The organism is Aquimarina latercula DSM 2041 (genome assembly GCF_000430645.1).
Lineage (GTDB): Bacteria > Bacteroidota > Bacteroidia > Flavobacteriales > Flavobacteriaceae > Aquimarina > Aquimarina latercula.
Map to the genome: position 1 here is coordinate 202906 of NZ_AUMK01000012.1, position 18657 is coordinate 221562.

Sequence of the window (18657 nt, forward strand, 5' to 3'; positions counted from 1 at the left end):
TATTGTATAAGCTTTTATAAATCAAATAACCTAGGAAGCCATAAACTTAACTCAGGAATATAGGTGATTAAAACCAATACAAGTATCATAATTAAAAACAAAGGCATCAAAGGGCGAATTACTTTCTGAATACTTAATTCTGCTACACTACATCCTACAAAAAGTACAGAACCCACAGGAGGCGTGCATAGTCCGATACAAAGGTTTAGAATCATAACAACACCAAAGTGGATAGGATTCATTCCTAAATCTGTTACAATAGGTAAAAAAATTGGAGTGAAAATTAATACTGCTGGAGTCATATCCATAAAGACTCCCACAAATAATAAAATTAGATTGATAAGTATTAAAATAATAATTGGATTATCACTAATTGAAAGTAATGCATTACTAATTTCTTGAGGAATGTTTTCATAAGACATTACCCAAGACATTGCAATAGAGGTTGCAATTAGTAATAACACGATTGATGAGGTTTTTATAGTTTCTAATAATATTGGAGCAATGCTTTTAAGTGAAATTTCTTTATACAGAAGAGCTAATATAAAAGTGTAAATAACTGCTATTGCAGAAGCCTCAGTAGCTGTGAAAATTCCGGCAACGATTCCTCCAATAACAACTACAAGTAAAAGAAGACTTGGTAATGCATCTAAAAATCGTTTAAGAAAAACCTTAAGACTAACTAGTTTTTCTGTAGGATATTTTTTGATTACCGAATAAATACCAGCGACTAACATTAAAGCAAATCCAATCAATAAACCTGGGACATACCCAGCTACAAATAGAGCAGCAATAGAAACACCACCACTAGCTAGAGAATATATAATTAAAACATTACTTGGTGGGATTAATAAACCTGTCGTAGAACTAGTTATATTTACAGCAGCACTAAAAGATTTATCATACCCTTCTTTTTCCATCATTGGATTCATAAACCCACCAATAGCAGAAGCAGCTGCAACGGCGGAACCGGATATTGCACCAAAAAGCATACAAGCAAATATATTTACAAAAGCCAATCCTCCTGGTAAAGGTCCTACAATAGCTTTTGCGAAATTTATGAGTCGTACTGCAATACCGCCTCGATTCATAATTTGACCTGCTAGTATGAAAAAAGGAATTGCAGAAAGGGTAAAACTGTCCAAAGATGTTGCCATCCTTTGCGCTAACGTAGTAACTGATGGCATAAATGGCATGGCTACAATAAGGGTAAATAGTCCGGATAGACCAATGGCATACGCTACGGGAACTCGAATTGAGAGTAATACAAGAAAACTTAATGTTAGGATCAAAACTTCAGTATAATTCATAATACAAGATCTTTTTTACGTAATAGTATGACTAAAGAATAATAACAGATCAATAAGCCACTTATAGGAATTACCAAATAAATAAATCCTAAAGGAATTTCTAGTGTAGCTGATTTTTGCTGAAACACAAATGTTAACCAACAAAGTCTTACTCCTCCGATAACCATAACAAGAAATCCAAAAATTAAAACAGATCCTTGCACAATACTTTCATATAATTTTTGTCTTTTAGCTACAATATGAGAAGGTATCAGATCTATGGCAAGATGTAAGCGTTTTCCTGTGGCGTATGCCGCTCCCAATAGGCCTAGCCATATTAAGGAGAAGCTCGAAATCTCGTCAGTAATAGTACTGGGGGATTTTAATAAAAACCTTGAAAACACCTGCCATATAACACTAAATAACATCAATGAGAATATTAGAATTAGCGCTTTTTCTAAAAATGTATCTATTGTTTTTCTCATTGCTTTGTGTTTTTGATATTCTTAATTAAGGATAGCATATCAGGATTATCTTGAAACATTTTTTGAATACTTTCTGTCTCCTGTTCGAACAAAGTTTTGTCAGGAGTTATAATTTCGACTCCAGATGTGGTAATAATATCCAAGGATTCCTTTTCTGATGCAGCCCATAACTTACGTTGTTCTATTGTAGATTCTCTCGCAGCTTCTTTTAACCAGATTTGTTCCTGCTCCGATAATCGTTCCCAAGTATCTAAACCAATTAATAAAACATCAGGAACGGCAGTATGTTGATCAAGACTAAAGTATTTACATATTTCATAATGTTTAGAGGTATAAAAACTGGGCAGGTTGTTTTCTGCGCCGTCGACAACACCTTGTTGTAGAGCTGTGTATAATTCTCCCCATGAAATGGGAGTGGGAGATCCTCCTAAAGAATTGACCATTGCAACAGCCATATTACTTTTTTGAACTCTTATTTTCAAACCCTTAAGATCTTCTGGAGTCGTTATAGGCTTCTCTTTTGTATAGAAACTACGACTTCCTGCATCATAAAAAGTTAACCCTCTTAGTCGATATTTATCTCCTTTAGTAAGCATTTCATCTCCAATAGCTCCATCAAAAACCTGAAAAGCGTGTTGTCTATCTCTAAATAGATATGGAATACTAAAAACCTTGTATTCTGTGATAAAGTTTTCTAAGACAGCTGCAGAAACTTTGGTAATGTCTAGACTTCCAATTTGTAGTAATTCAAGACATTCACGTTCTGCACCCAATTGACCACTTGGGTATAATTTAACTTGTAAAGTTCCGTTTGATTTTTTTTTAAGTTTTTCACCTAAAATAATCATTGCTTTATGCACAGGATGTTTGGTGTCTAATGTGTGCGCTAGTCTTAGTATTTTGACTTCTTTTTTCGTAGAACAAGATCCTATTATTAATAGTCCTATAAAAAGTGGAAATAGTATCTTGATTCTCATGATATTAGTTGTTTTTAATTTCTTTAATGCTCACCAATACTTCTTTTATATCCGAAGAAAGTTTTAAGAAATCGTTGTTCTTAATATTGTTTTTACTAAAAAGTAGAGATCCCATTCCAACACAACTTACTCCAGAATCAAACCATAATCTTAAATTTTCCAGAGAAGGTTGTACACCTCCGGTAGGCATTATTTTAGTTTTAGGTAAAACAGTTTTAATAGCTTTGATGAAATCTACACCTAAAACATTACCAGGGAAGGCTTTAATTAATTTTGCTCCTAGTTGTTGAGCACTATAAACTTCTGTAACGGTAGCACATCCTGGGACCCATAACACTTCTTTTTTATTGCAATAATTAGCGATTTCAGGGATTAATGCCGGAGAAACTATAAAATCTGCTTGAGCGTTAAGAAATTGTTCAACCTCAGTTTTAGTAAAAATGGTTCCTATACCTAAAATTAGATCATTGTACTTTAATGCATATTTTCGTAATTCAGTAAAAACGGAGAGTGCTTTTTCATTTCTATTTGTGAATTCAAAAACTCTGACACCTGCTTCATATGAAGCATCTAATACTTTTTTAGTAACTTCAATATCTTGATGATTAAAAACAGGAATTAATCCGGTTTTTTCCATTATTGTGATGATGTGTTCTGCAGAGTTTTTCATTTATCTTAATAGTCTTCCAATGTTATCCCCTTGTACTAGTTGTTCTATTTCTTCTACAGAAACTAAATTTGCATCTCCAAGAATTCCATGTTTCAATACTGCAGAAGCCACGGAAAATTCAAGAGCATCATCCTCTTCTTTGTGCATCAATCCATAAATTAATCCTGCCATAAAAGCATCACCACCGCCAATGCGATCTACAATGTTTTCCATAGTATAAGTTTTAGAGACATTGTATTTATTATTTCTCCAAAGTATTGCCGATAACTTATTTTGAGATGCAGAAATGATTTCTCGTTGGGTATTAGATAGTGTATGCACAGTAGTGTATTTCTGCTGTACTTTTTTACATCCTTCTTCAAAGTTGTTTGCTGAAATGTCTAGGCAATTTTCAAAATCAGTAAGCCCACCTACGATAACATTAGTTTTGCTAATAAGCTCAGGCATTATTTCTAAAGGTGATTTCCCATATTGCCATAGGTTTCTTCTATAATTAATATCTCCACTTACTGTTATTCCTAATTTTTGCGCCGAAGTCAAAGCATCGAGACATAGTTGAGCTGCGGATTCAGAGATCGCCGGTGTAATTCCTGTCCAATGAAACCAATCTACATCCTTTAAAATTTCATCCCAGTTAAAAATAGTAGGGTTTAATTTTGAAAAGGAAGAATCAAAACGGTCATATATGATTTTAGAAGATCGTTGCATAACACCATTTTCTAAAAAATAAAGTCCCATTCTTCCATCATTGAATTTTATGTTATTAGTGTCAACTCCTGACTTTTTTAAGTAGTTGCAAGCAGTTTTTCCTATCGAATGATTTGGAAATGAAGTGATATGAGTAGCGCTGACATTCCATTGTGCAAGAGAGATTGCAACATTAGCTTCTGTTCCGCCAAAATGCGCCCTATATGTATTCGATTGCTCGAATCGCTCATGCGTAGCAGTAGTAAGACGCATTAGAACCTCACCTAAAGTGACAACTCTTTTTTTCATTTTATTAATATTGGATTTGATAATTTTTCACTCATTTCCGAAACTATTTTATCAAAACCTTCATAGGTATTGAATTGGGCATTGGATTGTTCCCATCCCGCAAGGAAGTAAAAAGTGGTAGGTTTTTTATCTGAGGCATTCATTACAGTGTAGTAGGTTGTAGTAATATCTGTATTTTCCTTAGGAGTTTGTCCTTCGTTGATAAAATCTTTTTCAGGGACTATGATCGCCATACCAAGAAAGTCATTATTCTCTGATTGTGCTCCGAAAGTCTCTAGAATGAAATGCTTTTTTGAGGATTTAGAGTATTTATCGTTAGGTTTTAAATTTACAATACCGGTAACCAAATCCATTTGATTGGTTGCACCTCTAAAAAACACTTGACTCTGGTACCCCCATTGTCCTTTCCAAATGGTAATTCTATGGACAACATCTATATTTTGATCTCCAATTTTTGAATTCCTGTAAATCATGTCAAAAACTGATCTTATAGGCCCTTCCATAACAGTTTTAAATTCTGCTTGGTCCTTACCAGTAAGCCTGATCAGTGAGTCATTATATTTTATAGCCAATGCTCCAGCTCCAAGAGAGTTTCCAACTTTTAGGACATCCATCCCCCAGTCATCTAATTCATGATAATTTCCTTCTCCTAAACCTACGCGATCTAATACAAGTTCGGAGGTGTTTTTTCCAAAAATATCAATACCATTTCGTGGATCAAAATAGAATCTAAAGCCTACTTTATCATTCTCCCAAGCTGGTCCTTCCATTTGATAAAAAATACTATCATTGGTTCGTGGGTCACCTGTTCGCTTTTGCTCTAAAACTTCTTTTACAGTATTTTTATTAGTTCCAATTCCGAACCTAATATTTGTTCTTGGAGTAAACGAAGGAATACTTTCTGTAGCTATTGTTGTTAATTCTAGTTTTTGAGTTTGATTTGCTTTAAAGTCAAGGGTTAAGCTTAATTCATCCCACTCCTCCTTTTTTTCTAGGTTATCTAATTGAAAAGGAATGATTCTTCCAGACGAATCTTTAATTATAGGAACTCTATTATCGGAGATACTGTCTAACTTGTTTATTATTATGTCTTTGGGAATAATAATACTCTCATCCATTCTATCTATAGAAGAATTATTTGTAAAGCTGATATATTTTTTACCTTGATCAGATACGGATTCCTTTTTGCAACTTATTACTGTAAGCGTTAAGGAAATAATGATGCATAGATGTTTCATTACTTTTCGTTTGTAGGTTTACCAATAGTTGCTAGAATACCACCATCTACATAGAGAATATGCCCATTTACAAAATCACTTGCCTTAGAAGCTAAAAATATAGCTGTACCTGCCAAGTCGCTAGGGTCGCCCCATTTAGCAGCTGGAGTACGATTAATGATAAAATCATTAAACGGATGTCCGTCTATACGGATTGGTGCTGTTTGTTCCGTAGCAAAATATCCTGGACCAATTCCATTCACTTGTATATTGTATTTTGCCCATTCTGTAGCCATATTCTGAGTAAGCATTTTTAATCCTCCCTTCGCAGCAGCGTATGCACCAACAGTATTACGCCCTAATTCGCTCATCATAGAGCAGATATTAATTATTTTCCCTGATTTTCTTTCGATCATTCCCTGAACTACGTGCTTAGAAACTATAAATGGGCTAACAAGGTCTACGTCAATTACTTCTTTAAAATCAGAAACTTCCATTTTTTCTAGAGGCGTACGTTTTATAATACCCGCATTATTAATTAGAATATGGATAGGACCTACTTCTTCTTCAATTTGTTTAATAGCATTTTTTACTTCTTCTTCATTAGTTACATCGAATTTATAACCTCGAGCATCTATTCCTAATTCTTTATATGAATCTACTGCATTGTTGATTTTTTCTTGAGAGGAATTTCCATTTACGATAATTTTAGCTCCTGCAAGTCCTAATCCTTTGGCCATAGCCATACCTAAACCATGTGTTGATCCTGTAATTAGAGCATTTTTATCTTTTACATCAAATAGTGATAGTGACATAATGTGACTTATTTAAGATCTGTAATTTTACATGTATCCATATCCCCATAATCCAAATTCTCTCCGGCCATTCCCCAAATGAATGTGTAGTTAGAGGTTCCTGAACCAGAATGTATAGACCAAGGAGGTGAAATTACAGCTTGCTCATTCTGCATCCAGATATGTCTGGTTTCGTGTGTTTGCCCCATAAAATGACAGACAGATTGATCATTTGGTACTTCAAAATAGAAATATACTTCCATTCTTCTATCATGAGAATGTGCTGGCATTGTATTCCATACACTACCTTTTTTTAATTCTGTCATTCCCATTTGTAATTGACAAGTTTCTACGACACCACCAACAATAAGCTGTATCACCGTTCTATGATTAGAAGTTTCTAAAGAGCCTAATTCTATTTTATTGGCCTTTTCTTTAGTTACTTTTACCGTAGGATAACTATGATGTGCTGGTGCAGAATTGATATAGAATTTAGCAGGATTTGATGAACTCTGACTTTTAAATACTACTTCTTTATTTCCTTTTCCCACATATAAAGCTTCTTTGTATTCTAGTTCATAAGAAGTTCCATCTACTATAACTTCCCCTTTTCCTCCAACATTAATAATTCCCAGCTCTCTTCTTTCTAAAAAATAGTCCGCTTTTATGGGATCGATAGGTTCTAGTTTTAAAGTATCCTTTGGCACCACCGATCCAGCGATATACCTGTCGTAATGCGAATATGTAAGATTTATTTGTCCTAACTGCATTAGGTTTTCTATCAAAAATTCATCTCTTAATTCTGTAGTATCCATTGCTTTTACAGCTTTAGGGTGAGATGCATATCTGGATTCGTAAGCAGTAGCCATAATTTTATGTTTTAGTTGTTATAGTATTGATTTTCTAATTCCCATTTCCAAGCCTCTTAATTCTGCTAAACCTCTTAATCTTCCGATTCCTGAATACCCTGGATTTGTTTTTTTATGTTGGTCATCTAACATTTTATGACCGTGATCTGGTCGCATTGGAATATTAAGATCGGATCGACCAACTTTCTTCCTTTTCTTTTGTTCATTTATTAGAGATCTCATTACTTCATACATATCCACATCACCTTCTAGATGATTAGCTTCATAAAAGTTTCCTTTTTCATCTCTTTTAGTACTTCTTAAATGAATAAAATGTATTCGACTTCCTAAACGTTCTATCATATTTGGTAAATCATTATCAGGACGAAGCCCAAAGGATCCGGTACAAAATGTTAACCCATTATTGGTAGAGTCTACAGCGTTATATAAATCCATAATATCTTTTTCTGTGCTTACTACTCGTGGTAGACCAAGGATTGGATATGGAGGATCGTCTGGGTGGATGCACATAAGTACTCCGGATTGTTCTGCTGTAGGTATAATATCTTTTAAAAATGAAAAGAGATGTTCTTTTAATTCTTTAGCTCCAATATCTTTATAAGTATTTAAAATGGCATTAAAGTCTTTTAACGAATATCCTTCTTCTGCACCTGGTAAACCGGCGATTATGTTATTTACTAAGAGTTTCTTTTGCTCTTCAGACATTTGTTTTTCTAATATCTTAGCATTTTTAATTTGTGTATCAGTGTACTCTTTTAGTGCATTTGGTCTATTAAGTAATAATAGATCAAAAACTGCGAATTCAGTTGCGTCAAAACGTAATGCAGTTGATCCATCCGAAACTTTGTATTCTAGATTTGTTCTGGTCCAATCGAGAACAGGCATGAAGTTATAGCAGATGATATTGATTTCGCAAGCACCAAGGTTTTGTATTGTAGTTTTGTAATTTTCTATGTATTTAATATAGTTTCCAGATCTGGTTTTTATGTTTTCGTGAATTGGAACGCTTTCCACAACAGACCATTTTAATCCGGATGCTTCAATGATTTCCTTTCTTTTTAGTATTTCTTCTATTATCCAAACTTCTCCATTTGGGATATGATGTAAAGCGGATACAATACCAGTTGCTCCAGCTTGTTTTATGTCGGATAATGATACTGGATCATTAGGTCCATACCATCGCCATGTTTTTTCTAATTTCATATATTATATATTAAACACCGCTAAAAGCGCTAAAACCTCCATCAATGGGAACGACAATACCAGTTACAAACTTGGAGCCTTCTCCGCATAACCATTCTGTAGTTCCAATAAGATCCTCGGGGTTCCCATATCTGCCCATTGGAGTTTGTTCTATGATAGTTTTACCTCTTTGGGTTAGATTTCCTTCAGAATCTGTTAATAACGATCTATTTTGATCCGTTAAGAAAAAACCAGGTGCTAGAGCATTTACTCTAATACCCACTTTCGCAAAATGTACAGCAAGCCATTGTGTGAAATTTGATATCGCTGCTTTTGCTCCACTATACGCTGGAATTTTGGTTAATGGAGTAAATGCATTCATGGATGATATATTGAGAATGCAACAATTTTCTTTACCCACCATTTCTTTTGCAAAAACTTGGGTTGGTAATAAAGTCCCTATAAAATTGAGATTAAAAACGAATTGAATTCCTTCTGTATCTAAATCAAAAAAACTTTTAAAATCATTTTGATTATTTTCCAAATCTTTTAATCTAAGGTGCGTGTTCGAAGTTGTCCCTTTTGGGTGATTTCCACCAGCTCCGTTAATTAAAATATCGCAGCTACCTAATTTTGAATTAATCTCGGATTGTGCTTTTAATAAAGATTCTTTACTAAGTACATCTGCAGCAATACCAATCGCTGAACCACCTTGTTTTTTAATCTCTTGTGCAACTTTTTCTGCTGCATCTTTTCTTAAATCCAAAATAGCAAGTTGTGCTCCTTTTTTAGCCAATGCTAATGCTATTGTTTTCCCTAAAACTCCACCGCCACCAGTGAGTACTACTACCTTATTATCCATATTTACAATAGAAAGAATTCATCTATTTCAAATTTGAAACTTTTATTACAATTAAGATTTAAATTTTAGAGAAGGATCATACGGAAATAAGTATAAAAAAGTACAATGAATTGATTTTCAGTGTATTAATTTTTTACTGGTTTAAATGTAAATTTTCTTAAAAAATTGAATATGCTGTTTGTTTTCAAAGGATTATGTTGAGTTTTTGATAAATTTTGAAGACAATTTTTGAATTATTCGAACAATTAGCGCCCTTAATCCGAACTATTAGGATAGTAGGTTTTAATAGTTTTGAAACAACCTATTTTTCATAATAGATTATAATCGATAAACTTATTCTTAGAATAGAGAGGTACATTTTAAGTTTTAACTTATAAATGTATGAGTACTGTTGATAACATATAATAATGATAAAATAAGTTTTTCTAGGACTATAAAAAGAAATATAGAATGCGAATAAATGACAAAAACAATTCAAGTACTGTTTTCTTATTTTTATTGCTATTACAGGTCATCGGAGCTTCTTCTCAGGAAGAATATTCTTTGTCGGAGTTAGTTGCTAATAAAGGTCCTTATATTCCTAATTATAGTTATGCTGGGTATCAATTTGGAGAGAAGGAGATAAAAATTTCAGATGATATTACTACTGTACTGAACGCAACTGATTTTGGGGTTGTTGCAAATGATGAAAAAGATGATTCCAAAGCGTTATTGAGAGTTTTTGAGAAAGCTCATCAGATAAAAGAACCAGTATTGATTCAATTACCTGCAGGAAGGATAATTTTAAGTGAAGTATTATATTTCGAAAGGAGCAACATTGTACTTAATGGTCAGGGAGTAGAAAATAATGGAACTGAAATTTTCTGCCCAAGACCAATGATGTACTTAAAAGATCCTAATGATTTAAAAGAACTTAGAGAATATCTGGTTAAACTAGATAAAATTCAAAAAGAAGAAGAAAAGAACATTTTCCTTCCTTTCTCTCAATATTCTTGGTCAGGAGGTATGTTTTGGACCAGAATTCCTGGTGCTAGGGTAAAATCCTATCTTAAAAAATACGATAAAGAGCCTAAAGTTTTGGGAACTATTGAAAATGCAAAACGTGGTTCAGTCTCATTTAAAGTTCATAATGATTTAGGATTAAATAAAGGGGACGTTGTAGAGATACAATGGTTTAATAAAAAGGGCAAAGAGGCAAATATATTAAGAGAATTATATGGAGATACTGAAAATTTAAAAATTGGATCTCATCATTGGAACTATACCAATCTGCCATTAATTCGTCAACAGGCACAAATTGAAGAAATAGTTCGAAATCAAGTTACAATTAAATCTCCATTATTAACAGACATTATTCCGGAATATGAGGTGAGAATAATAAAATGGGATCATTTAAAAGAAGTGGGGATTCAGAATTTCAAAATTACATTTCCTTTTTCTAATCGTATAGCTCATCACGTAGAACAAGGATATAATGGAATTTACTTGACTAGAGTTTTTAATAGTTGGGTTCAAAATGTGGTTATAGAAAATTCTGACAGTGGTATATTAACAGAAGCTATTGCTAATGTAACCATTAAAGATATTAAGACTACCGGGAAAAAGAAAGGTCATTATACAGTACAAATGGGAGGAGTGCATAATGTTTTAGTTAAGAATTTATCTGTTCATAATGATGTAATGCATCCTTTAAGCTTTAATACTTTTTCTACTAAAAGCGTTTATCATAACTGTGAAGTTCTAAAAAATCCAATTTTGGATCAACACTCAGGTGTGAATCATCAAAATTTATTTGATTTAATAACTGTTCATTTAAATACATTAGGAAATGACTCATATCCTCTTTTTACAGGTGGTGGAGCGGGTTATTGGAAACCTTCACATGCATCATATAGTACTTTTTGGAATATTAAAGTAAATTTTTTGAATACTCCAGAGCATGAAGAACTCATACGTTTAGATGGAATGAACGATGGGCCTAATGCTAGGTTAGTAGGTGTCTGGGGAAATCAAAAGATAGTAATTAACTATAATCCAGATGCCTATGTAGGTTTTGTAAATAAAGACATAAAATTAATTCCTTCGTTATATAAGTATCAACTTAAGAGAAGGTTAAAGAATTAAAAAATTAGAAAGCAAAAATGAATTGGTCTTAAACGTTAAATTATTAACATTTATTTAATATTTTGAAGTTTAAAACGTTATTAGGAGGAAATTTTAAGGGAATTGATGAAGCATATATACGCATTACTATTATTTTTTATTTCAACTTTGTCTATTGCTCAAGATAATTTTTATAATAAATTTTTACATCTTTTTACCTCAGATGGATTATCACAAAGTACAGTAATTGCTATTCATCAGGATCGATTAGGTCGAATGTGGATAGGAACCAGAGATGGATTAAATAAATATGATGGTGATAATTTTACGGTGTATAGAAATATACTTAATGACTCCACTTCAATTAGTAATAATGACATTTTATCTATACAAGAGGATCAAGAAGGTTTTATCTGGATCGGAACATACAATGGATTAAATAGATACGATCCAAAACTTAATATATTTAAATCATATTTCCATTCTAGTAAAAAAGGAAGTATCTCAGACAATACAATCTGGTCTATTCATATGTTGGATAATGGAGAACTTTGGTTTGGTTCTTCTAACGGTCTTATGGTATATAATAGGGAATCAGATTCATTTATTACAATCAAAAATAACCCAGTGAATGCTTCAAGTCTTTCGAATAATTATATTTTAAGTATATACGAAGACAATAAAAAAGATATCTGGATAGGGACAGCAAATGGTTTAAATAAGTTAAAAACAAGGAATGATAAAGATTTTGTATTTAAGAGATTTTATAGTCATCAAAAATCAAATAGCTTAAGTGACTCTTATATTCAAGCTATTGTACAAGATGATAAAGATAGATTGTGGATTGGAACTAAATATGGAGGTCTTAACTACTACGATTTAACTTCTAGTTCCTTTGGTCGTGTAAGGAAGACTAATAAAAACCAAACAATTAATAAAGATGTTAGAAGTTTATCTATAGATAATCGGGGAGTACTTTGGATAGCAACTTATGATGGACTTTGTATTAAAAACAATGATGACTCTATTATTTCTATTAGGCATCAACAGAACAATTTAAAAAGTCTTAGCAGAAACTCGATTAAAACAATTTTTATAGATAGAAAAGGTTCTGCTTGGCTAGGAACTTATTATGGAGGAATTAACATATGGGATGAATCCAATTCTAATTTTATATCGCTTAGAAAAAACTCTACTGATGATATTGAATACGGCGTAGTAAGCAGTATTGTGCAAGATGATAAGTATAATTTATATTTCGGAACCGAAGGAAAAGGGATTAGTATATTAGATTTGAAGAAAAATCAATCTCTTGATATACAGAAGATTTCAGAAAATAAACTCCCTAGTCTTAGTATTAAATCATTATTTATTGATGACAAAAAACTTTGGATTGGAACTTATAATGCTGGTGTAGCTTTATATGATATAGAGGCTAAGAAATTTGTTTCTAATTTGTTGAGCAAGGATTTAAGAGTGCTTCTTAAAGATGTCGGTGTGTATACGATTAAAAAATCTGGAGATTTTATGTATTTAGGGACTTTTGGAAAAGGCCTTATTCAATATAGTTTAACAAACAAAGATTTTAGATTTATAGATCATAATGACATAAATAAAAAATCACTTTCTAATGATAGAATTAGAGTTTTACTTGTTGATAAAGATTCTAACTTATGGATTGGCACACAAAATGGCCTTAATTTTATAGAAAGAAGTAAGTTAAATAATAAAGAAATAATTACGGTTAAACGTTTCTTTTTTAATGAAGAACAATTATCCGGAGATGATATTTTAAGCATATACGAGGATAAAAGAGGAATTCTCTACGTTGGGACCAAAGCAAATGGTGTATATAAGTTTGATGATAATACATTTAATAAATTAGAACTTAATGTAGTAGGGACAAAGATTAGTACAGTTTTTAGTATTGTAGAGTATGATGATAACGTTATTTGGATGAGTTCCAATAAAGGTATTGTAGCATATAATCCTGATAAAAAAACTTCGATTCTTTATAACCAAACTGATGGTTTAATCAGTAACGAATTTAATAATAATGCATGTTTAAGAGCTAAAAATGGAGGTCTCTATTTTGGAGGACCATCTGGAGTCTCATTTTTAAATCCTAATCAGATAAAGAAAAATACTTTTGTACCCAAAGTGGTTTTGACAGATTTTAATATTCAAGGAAAAAAGATTGACACTTATGGAGATAAAAAAGTACTAAAAAAGAGTGTTTCCTATACGGATAAACTTACATTATTGCATGATCAAGCTTCTTTTGGGATTAGTTTTGCAATGCCTAATTTTATTAATTCTTCTAATAATCAATACGCGTATCGGTTAGTTGGATTAGATAATCAATGGCAGTATACCAAAAATACCGAAGTAAATTACACAATACAAAAACCAGGTAATTACACTTTTGAGGTAAAAGGGGCGAATAATGATAATATTTGGAATGATGAGCCTACAAAACTAAAAATATCATTAAAACCGGCTCCTTGGAAGAGTCCCCTTGCTTTTGCAGGATATGTCATAGCAATAATTTTAGCATTGTTTGGATTAAACCAAATTAACAAAGCAAAAACAAAACTAAAACATGAATTAGACTTAGAACATCTAGAAAATATTAGAAAAGAAGAAATGAATCGTTCTAAGTTAGAGTTTTTTACAAATATTTCTCACGAATTCAGAACGCCATTAGCACTGATTATAGCACCCTTACAACAATTGATAGAGAATTATCAAGGTAGTAACAAGATGTATAAACGTTTATTAGTTATCGAACGTAATGCGGATCAATTATTGAAATTGATTAATCAATTATTAGATTTTAGAAAGTTTGAAAATAAGCATTCTAAATTACAGGTTGCAGAAGGGAATTTGGTAAAGTACCTAAAGGAAATTTACTTGTCATTTAATGAATTTGCTAAAGCAGGTTCGTATACCTATACATTTGAAACTTCTTCGGATATGATAGAAGTATACTTTGATCGATATAAATTGGAGAGGGTATTTTATAACTTAATTTCTAATGCATTTAAGTATACTCCAGAAGGAGGAGAGATTCATGTAAGAATTTTCGAGAATAACAATAATGCGATTGTTGAAATAGAGGATACAGGTAAAGGAGTTGATAAAGAGTTTGTGGACAAAGTATTTGATCGTTTTTATGAAGTAGCTGCGGATAAAGATTATCAGAAACAATTTAATCAAGCCAGTGGGATTGGATTGTCGATAGCAAAAAAAGCTGTCGAATTACATCAAGGTATTATAGAAGTTATGGATACCAAATTAGAAAAAGGAACTGTTTTTAGAGTAAGTCTTAAAAAAGGGAAAGCTCATTTAAACGAAACAGATATTATAAAGGATTTTAAGATTAGTGATGATATTACTCAATATAAAAATCAAATTTCTACAGCTAAGAAAAATAAAGAACTAGATATGGAAATGGTTTTTAAAGAAGACCAAAAGCCATTGATTCTTATTGCAGAGGACAATGATGAATTGAGAGATTTCATAGGAGATATGCTTAAAGACTATTATCAGATAATCAAAGCTGAGAATGGGCAGGTAGCATTTAAAAAGGCAATACAAAAAGTTCCAGATTTAATAATTAGTGATGTGATTATGCCTAAAATGGAAGGGACTGAACTGTGCTCTAAAATAAAGAATGATATTAGAACGAGTCATATTCCTTTTATTTTATTGACTTCTAGAACCTCATTAATTTATAAGTTTGATGGTTTGGAGTCTGGAGCAGATGCTTATATAAATAAGCCTTTTAATGTAAAAGAATTTTTGTTAACCATACGAAACCTTCTTTCATCTTTAGAAAAACAAAAAGAGAAATTTTCATCTAATGAGTTTAGGTCATCGGACATTACGGTAACTTCTATAGATGAAGAGTTATTGAAAAAAGCGGTGAAAATTGTTGAAGAAAATATAAGCAATACTTCTTTTGATATTCCATACTTTAGCTCGGAGTTAGGTGTAAGTAGAACCATGTTATTTTCTAAAATTAAAGGCTGGACCAATTTAACACCGAATGAATTTATTCATTCTATCCGAATGAAAAGAGCTTCTCAATTATTAGAGTTAGGTCAAATAAATATCTCAGAAGTTTGCTATAAAGTAGGTTTTAGAAACCCTAAATATTTCACAAAATGTTTTAAAAAGCATTTTGATCAGACTCCCTCAGAATACGCATCAAAATTCTTTTCTTAAAAACAGATCGTTTTAACAATGATAGGGTCTGTTAAGTGCTTATTTCCAATGTTTAGTACAGAAATATACCCTTTTTAGGACTTTTAGATATATCGTTTTAAGTAGGTTTGAGTATGAATAGGAAACAAAGCAGATATATCTTTTTACAACTCTTCTTTTCGTTGTGTATCATATTTTTTTGTCTTCTAATTATATATCTGTATTAAACAGAAGCGTACACTAACATAAATCAATCACTCATGAATGAAAAATTTACATATTTAAAAGTATTGAAAAGATGTATTCAAGTTTTGTTATTAATGATGGGGTCTGCGTTATCCGCACAAATTGAGATTACAGGAACAGTTACATCAGAAGATGGAGTTCCTATTCTAGGTGCTAACGTTAGCGTAAAAAATAAACCTATTGGTACTACTACTGATTTTGATGGTTTATATACTATAAAGGTGCCAGATGAAAAAGCTGTTTTAGTATTTTCTTATGTCGGATTTGCTGATCAAGAAATATTAGTTGGTAGTCAAAAAAGTATCAATGTTATTTTATCTGCATCAATAGAATCTTTGGAGCAAATCGTTGTTGTCGGTTATGGGTCACAACGTAAGAGTGATGTAACGGGTTCTGTATCTTCTGTAAAGACGGAGGAGTTAAATGCTTTTCCTGTATTGAATGCAGCACAGGCGCTTCAGGGTCGTGCAGCAGGTGTAGTAGTTCAATCTAACAATGGTGGAGAACCGGGTGCCCCTATCAATGTAAAGATTAGAGGAAATACTTCTATCAATGCTAGTAGTGCCCCACTTATAGTTGTAGATGGATTTGTAGGAGGTATCTTTCCACAGGCAAATGACATTCAATCTATTGAGATTTTAAAAGATGCATCTGCTACCGCTATTTATGGTTCTAGAGGTTCTAATGGGGTTGTTTTAGTAACCACCAAAAAAGGTAGAAAGGGTAAATTATCTGTAGAGGTAAATACTACATATTCTATTCAAAATACAGCCAATCGTCTAGATTTATTAAATGCGGATCAATTTGCAGCTTATCAGCAAACCATCAATCCTGGATATGTTCAAGGATCTGCCAATACAGATTGGCAAGATTTATTGTATCGTAGTGGTAGTACTGCCAATCATCAATTTTCTTTTTCTGGAGGAAGTGATAAGATAAATTTTTATGCCTCTGCTACTTATTTTAAGCAAGAAGGTGTGATTATAAATTCTGAATTCGAAAGAATTTCTTTTTTATCAAATATCGATGCACAGGTAACTGATAAGTTAAAGTTGGGAGCTAATATATTTGGTAGTCGAGGAAATAAAGATGGAGTTCCTACACAATCAACCGGTGCTACAGTAAATGGTGGTGGAGATGATGTGGTTTCATTATTATTTCGATTTGCACCAGATCTTGGGGTACAGGATGCCAATGGCCTTAATACAATTAACTCTGTTGGAGATAATGTAGATAATCCATTTGCCATTGCTACTGAGGGAATCGATGAGACAAAAACAGATAATTATAGAGCCAATTTATATGCGAATTACGATATTTTTGAAAACCTTACTTTCAAAACTACATTTGGTTTTAGTACCATTAATGGTACTCAAGGGACATTTAGTCCATCGACTTTAATTACTACAGCTGGAGCTGGTACAGGCGGAAGAGCAACCATCACAAATTCTAAGAGTACAAGTATCTTAAGTGAAAACTACTTAACCTATAATGCAGAAATAGGAAGAGGGAATCTTACTTTATTAGCAGGATATTCTTACCAAAAGAATTCTACAGATAGATTCTCTGCAGGAGCTGAAGGGTTTACCTCAGATTCTTTTTCTTACCACGCATTACAAACAGGATCTACTCAATTGATACCTACTTCTTCTTTTTCTGAAATAGAGATTCAATCTCAATTCGGTAGGCTAAACTTTGATTATGATGATAAGTACTTACTAACAGCTACAGTTAGAAGAGATGGATCATCGAATTTTGCTAAAAATGAAAAATATGCAATTTTCCCATCAGGAGCCATTGGTTGGAAAGTATCAAATGAAAACTTCTTAAAGGACAGTCAAACGGTTTCTAATCTAAAGTTAAGAGCCAGTTATGGGGTAACCGGTAATCAAGCAATTGCAGCATATGGATCACTTGCTAGTTTTGCATCTGTCTTTACTCCTATCAATGGACAGACTGTTATTAATGTAACACCAAACCAAGTAGCCAACCCAGATCTAAAATGGGAATCTTCCTATCAAACCAATCTTGGTCTAGATTTAGGATTATTTTCTAATAGAGTTTCACTGTCATTGGATTACTATAATATAGACACCAAGGATCTTATCATTGCAGATTCTAGTCAACCAGAATTTTTAGGTTTTCTAACTGCTGCAAGTTTAAGAAATGTAGGAGAGATTAATAACAAAGGATTTGAGATTACTTTAAATACCAGAAATGTTAGTACCGAAAACTTCAGTTGGACTACAGATCTTAATTGGTCTACAAACAAAAATGAGTTTGTTAGTTTATTAAATGGTGAAGATATATTCCAAGATGCTTCTCCTGGATATTTTAATATAGATCGTACGCATATCCTAAGAGAAGGAGAAGCTGTAGGTGTTTTTTGGGGATATGAATATAGAGGTGTTTACCAAGGTGGAGCTTTACCAGAAGGAACCGCTATTTTTGAAGGAGGCGAAGCAGGAGATCAATTATTTACAGATTTACCAGATGAAGATGGTAATTTAGATGGCGTAATTACCACCGATGATCAACAAATAATAGGAGATCCTAATCCAGATTTTACCATTGGTATCACAAACACATTTACTTACAAAAACATTGATCTAAGCATCTTTTTTCAAGGAGCTTATGGTGGCGATGTTATGAATCTTACCAATGTACAGTTATTTAACGGAGATTCTAATGCCACTACAGATATATTAAATGCTTGGACTCCAACAAACACAAATACAGATATACCCTCTGCTAAACT

General features: G+C 32.5%; 13 protein-coding genes. 3 read left to right on the forward strand and 10 right to left on the reverse strand.

Annotated elements, in window-relative coordinates:
• Positions 1 to 14 precede the first annotated feature (14 nt).
• Genes H526_RS0112730 through H526_RS0112775 form a run of 10 tightly spaced genes read right to left on the reverse strand, consistent with a single transcriptional unit; the run spans position 15 to position 9341 of the window.
• Positions 15 to 1310, reverse strand: a complete 1296-nt coding sequence (locus tag H526_RS0112730) for a TRAP transporter large permease (RefSeq protein WP_027393352.1) — start codon at positions 1308 to 1310, stop codon at positions 15 to 17.
• Positions 1307 to 1774, reverse strand: coding sequence for a TRAP transporter small permease (locus tag H526_RS0112735; protein WP_027393353.1), 468 nt, complete (start codon positions 1772 to 1774; stop codon positions 1307 to 1309). Before H526_RS0112735 ends, H526_RS0112730 begins: the two co-directional genes overlap by 4 nt.
• Positions 1771 to 2751, reverse strand: coding sequence for a TRAP transporter substrate-binding protein (locus H526_RS0112740; protein ID WP_027393354.1), 981 nt, complete (start codon positions 2749 to 2751; stop codon positions 1771 to 1773). The genes H526_RS0112735 and H526_RS0112740 overlap by 4 nt, the downstream gene beginning before the upstream one ends.
• Before the next feature lie 4 nt (positions 2752 to 2755).
• Positions 2756 to 3421, reverse strand: a complete 666-nt coding sequence (locus H526_RS0112745; RefSeq protein ID WP_027393355.1) for a beta/alpha barrel domain-containing protein — start codon at positions 3419 to 3421, stop codon at positions 2756 to 2758.
• Positions 3422 to 4417, reverse strand: coding sequence for a sugar kinase (locus H526_RS0112750; RefSeq protein ID WP_027393356.1), 996 nt, complete (start codon positions 4415 to 4417; stop codon positions 3422 to 3424).
• Entirely contained in the window at positions 4414 to 5655 is a 1242-nt protein-coding gene (locus H526_RS0112755) for a DUF4861 domain-containing protein (protein ID WP_027393357.1), read from the reverse strand. The genes H526_RS0112750 and H526_RS0112755 overlap by 4 nt, the downstream gene beginning before the upstream one ends.
• Positions 5655 to 6449, reverse strand: coding sequence for a gluconate 5-dehydrogenase (locus H526_RS0112760; RefSeq protein ID WP_027393358.1), 795 nt, complete (start codon positions 6447 to 6449; stop codon positions 5655 to 5657). The genes H526_RS0112755 and H526_RS0112760 overlap by 1 nt, the downstream gene beginning before the upstream one ends.
• Positions 6450 to 6457: 8 nt before the next feature.
• Complete coding sequence (gene kduI / locus H526_RS0112765; protein WP_027393359.1) at positions 6458 to 7297, reverse strand: 5-dehydro-4-deoxy-D-glucuronate isomerase; 840 nt, start codon at positions 7295 to 7297, stop codon at positions 6458 to 6460.
• Positions 7298 to 7315: 18 nt separating this feature from the next.
• Positions 7316 to 8500: a mannonate dehydratase gene (gene uxuA / locus H526_RS0112770; RefSeq protein ID WP_027393360.1), complete on the reverse strand. Its 1185-nt coding sequence runs from the start codon at positions 8498 to 8500 to the stop codon at positions 7316 to 7318.
• A 10-nt stretch (positions 8501 to 8510) separates the two neighbouring features.
• Complete coding sequence (locus H526_RS0112775; protein WP_027393361.1) at positions 8511 to 9341, reverse strand: SDR family oxidoreductase; 831 nt, start codon at positions 9339 to 9341, stop codon at positions 8511 to 8513.
• 450 nt (positions 9342 to 9791) lie between these two features.
• On the opposite strand from H526_RS0112775, the gene H526_RS0112780 reads away from it, so the two are divergent.
• The 3 genes from H526_RS0112780 to H526_RS0112790 all read left to right on the forward strand — a co-directional run.
• A complete protein-coding gene (locus H526_RS0112780) occupies positions 9792 to 11465 on the forward strand; it encodes a right-handed parallel beta-helix repeat-containing protein (protein WP_051336142.1) in 1674 nt (557 codons plus the stop codon).
• Positions 11466 to 11570: 105 nt separating this feature from the next.
• Positions 11571 to 15674: a hybrid sensor histidine kinase/response regulator gene (locus H526_RS0112785; RefSeq protein ID WP_027393363.1), complete on the forward strand. Its 4104-nt coding sequence runs from the start codon at positions 11571 to 11573 to the stop codon at positions 15672 to 15674.
• Positions 15675 to 15913: 239 nt separating this feature from the next.
• Positions 15914 to 18657: SusC/RagA family TonB-linked outer membrane protein (locus H526_RS0112790; protein ID WP_035085477.1), on the forward strand; the 2744-nt coding region annotated here is incomplete at its 3' end.

Coding starts and splice junctions, on each gene's coding strand:
- H526_RS0112730 (WP_027393352.1), bottom strand. CDS start 1,310: ATGAATTATACTGAAGTTTTGATCCTAACATTAAGTTTTCTTGTATTA.
- H526_RS0112735 (WP_027393353.1), bottom strand. CDS start 1,774: ATGAGAAAAACAATAGATACATTTTTAGAAAAAGCGCTAATTCTAATA.
- H526_RS0112740 (WP_027393354.1), bottom strand. CDS start 2,751: ATGAGAATCAAGATACTATTTCCACTTTTTATAGGACTATTAATAATA.
- H526_RS0112745 (WP_027393355.1), bottom strand. CDS start 3,421: ATGAAAAACTCTGCAGAACACATCATCACAATAATGGAAAAAACCGGA.
- H526_RS0112750 (WP_027393356.1), bottom strand. CDS start 4,417: ATGAAAAAAAGAGTTGTCACTTTAGGTGAGGTTCTAATGCGTCTTACT.
- H526_RS0112755 (WP_027393357.1), bottom strand. CDS start 5,655: ATGAAACATCTATGCATCATTATTTCCTTAACGCTTACAGTAATAAGT.
- H526_RS0112760 (WP_027393358.1), bottom strand. CDS start 6,449: ATGTCACTATCACTATTTGATGTAAAAGATAAAAATGCTCTAATTACA.
- kduI (WP_027393359.1), bottom strand. CDS start 7,297: ATGGCTACTGCTTACGAATCCAGATATGCATCTCACCCTAAAGCTGTA.
- uxuA (WP_027393360.1), bottom strand. CDS start 8,500: ATGAAATTAGAAAAAACATGGCGATGGTATGGACCTAATGATCCAGTA.
- H526_RS0112775 (WP_027393361.1), bottom strand. CDS start 9,341: ATGGATAATAAGGTAGTAGTACTCACTGGTGGCGGTGGAGTTTTAGGG.
- H526_RS0112780 (WP_051336142.1), top strand. CDS start 9,792: ATGCGAATAAATGACAAAAACAATTCAAGTACTGTTTTCTTATTTTTA.
- H526_RS0112785 (WP_027393363.1), top strand. CDS start 11,571: ATGAAGCATATATACGCATTACTATTATTTTTTATTTCAACTTTGTCT.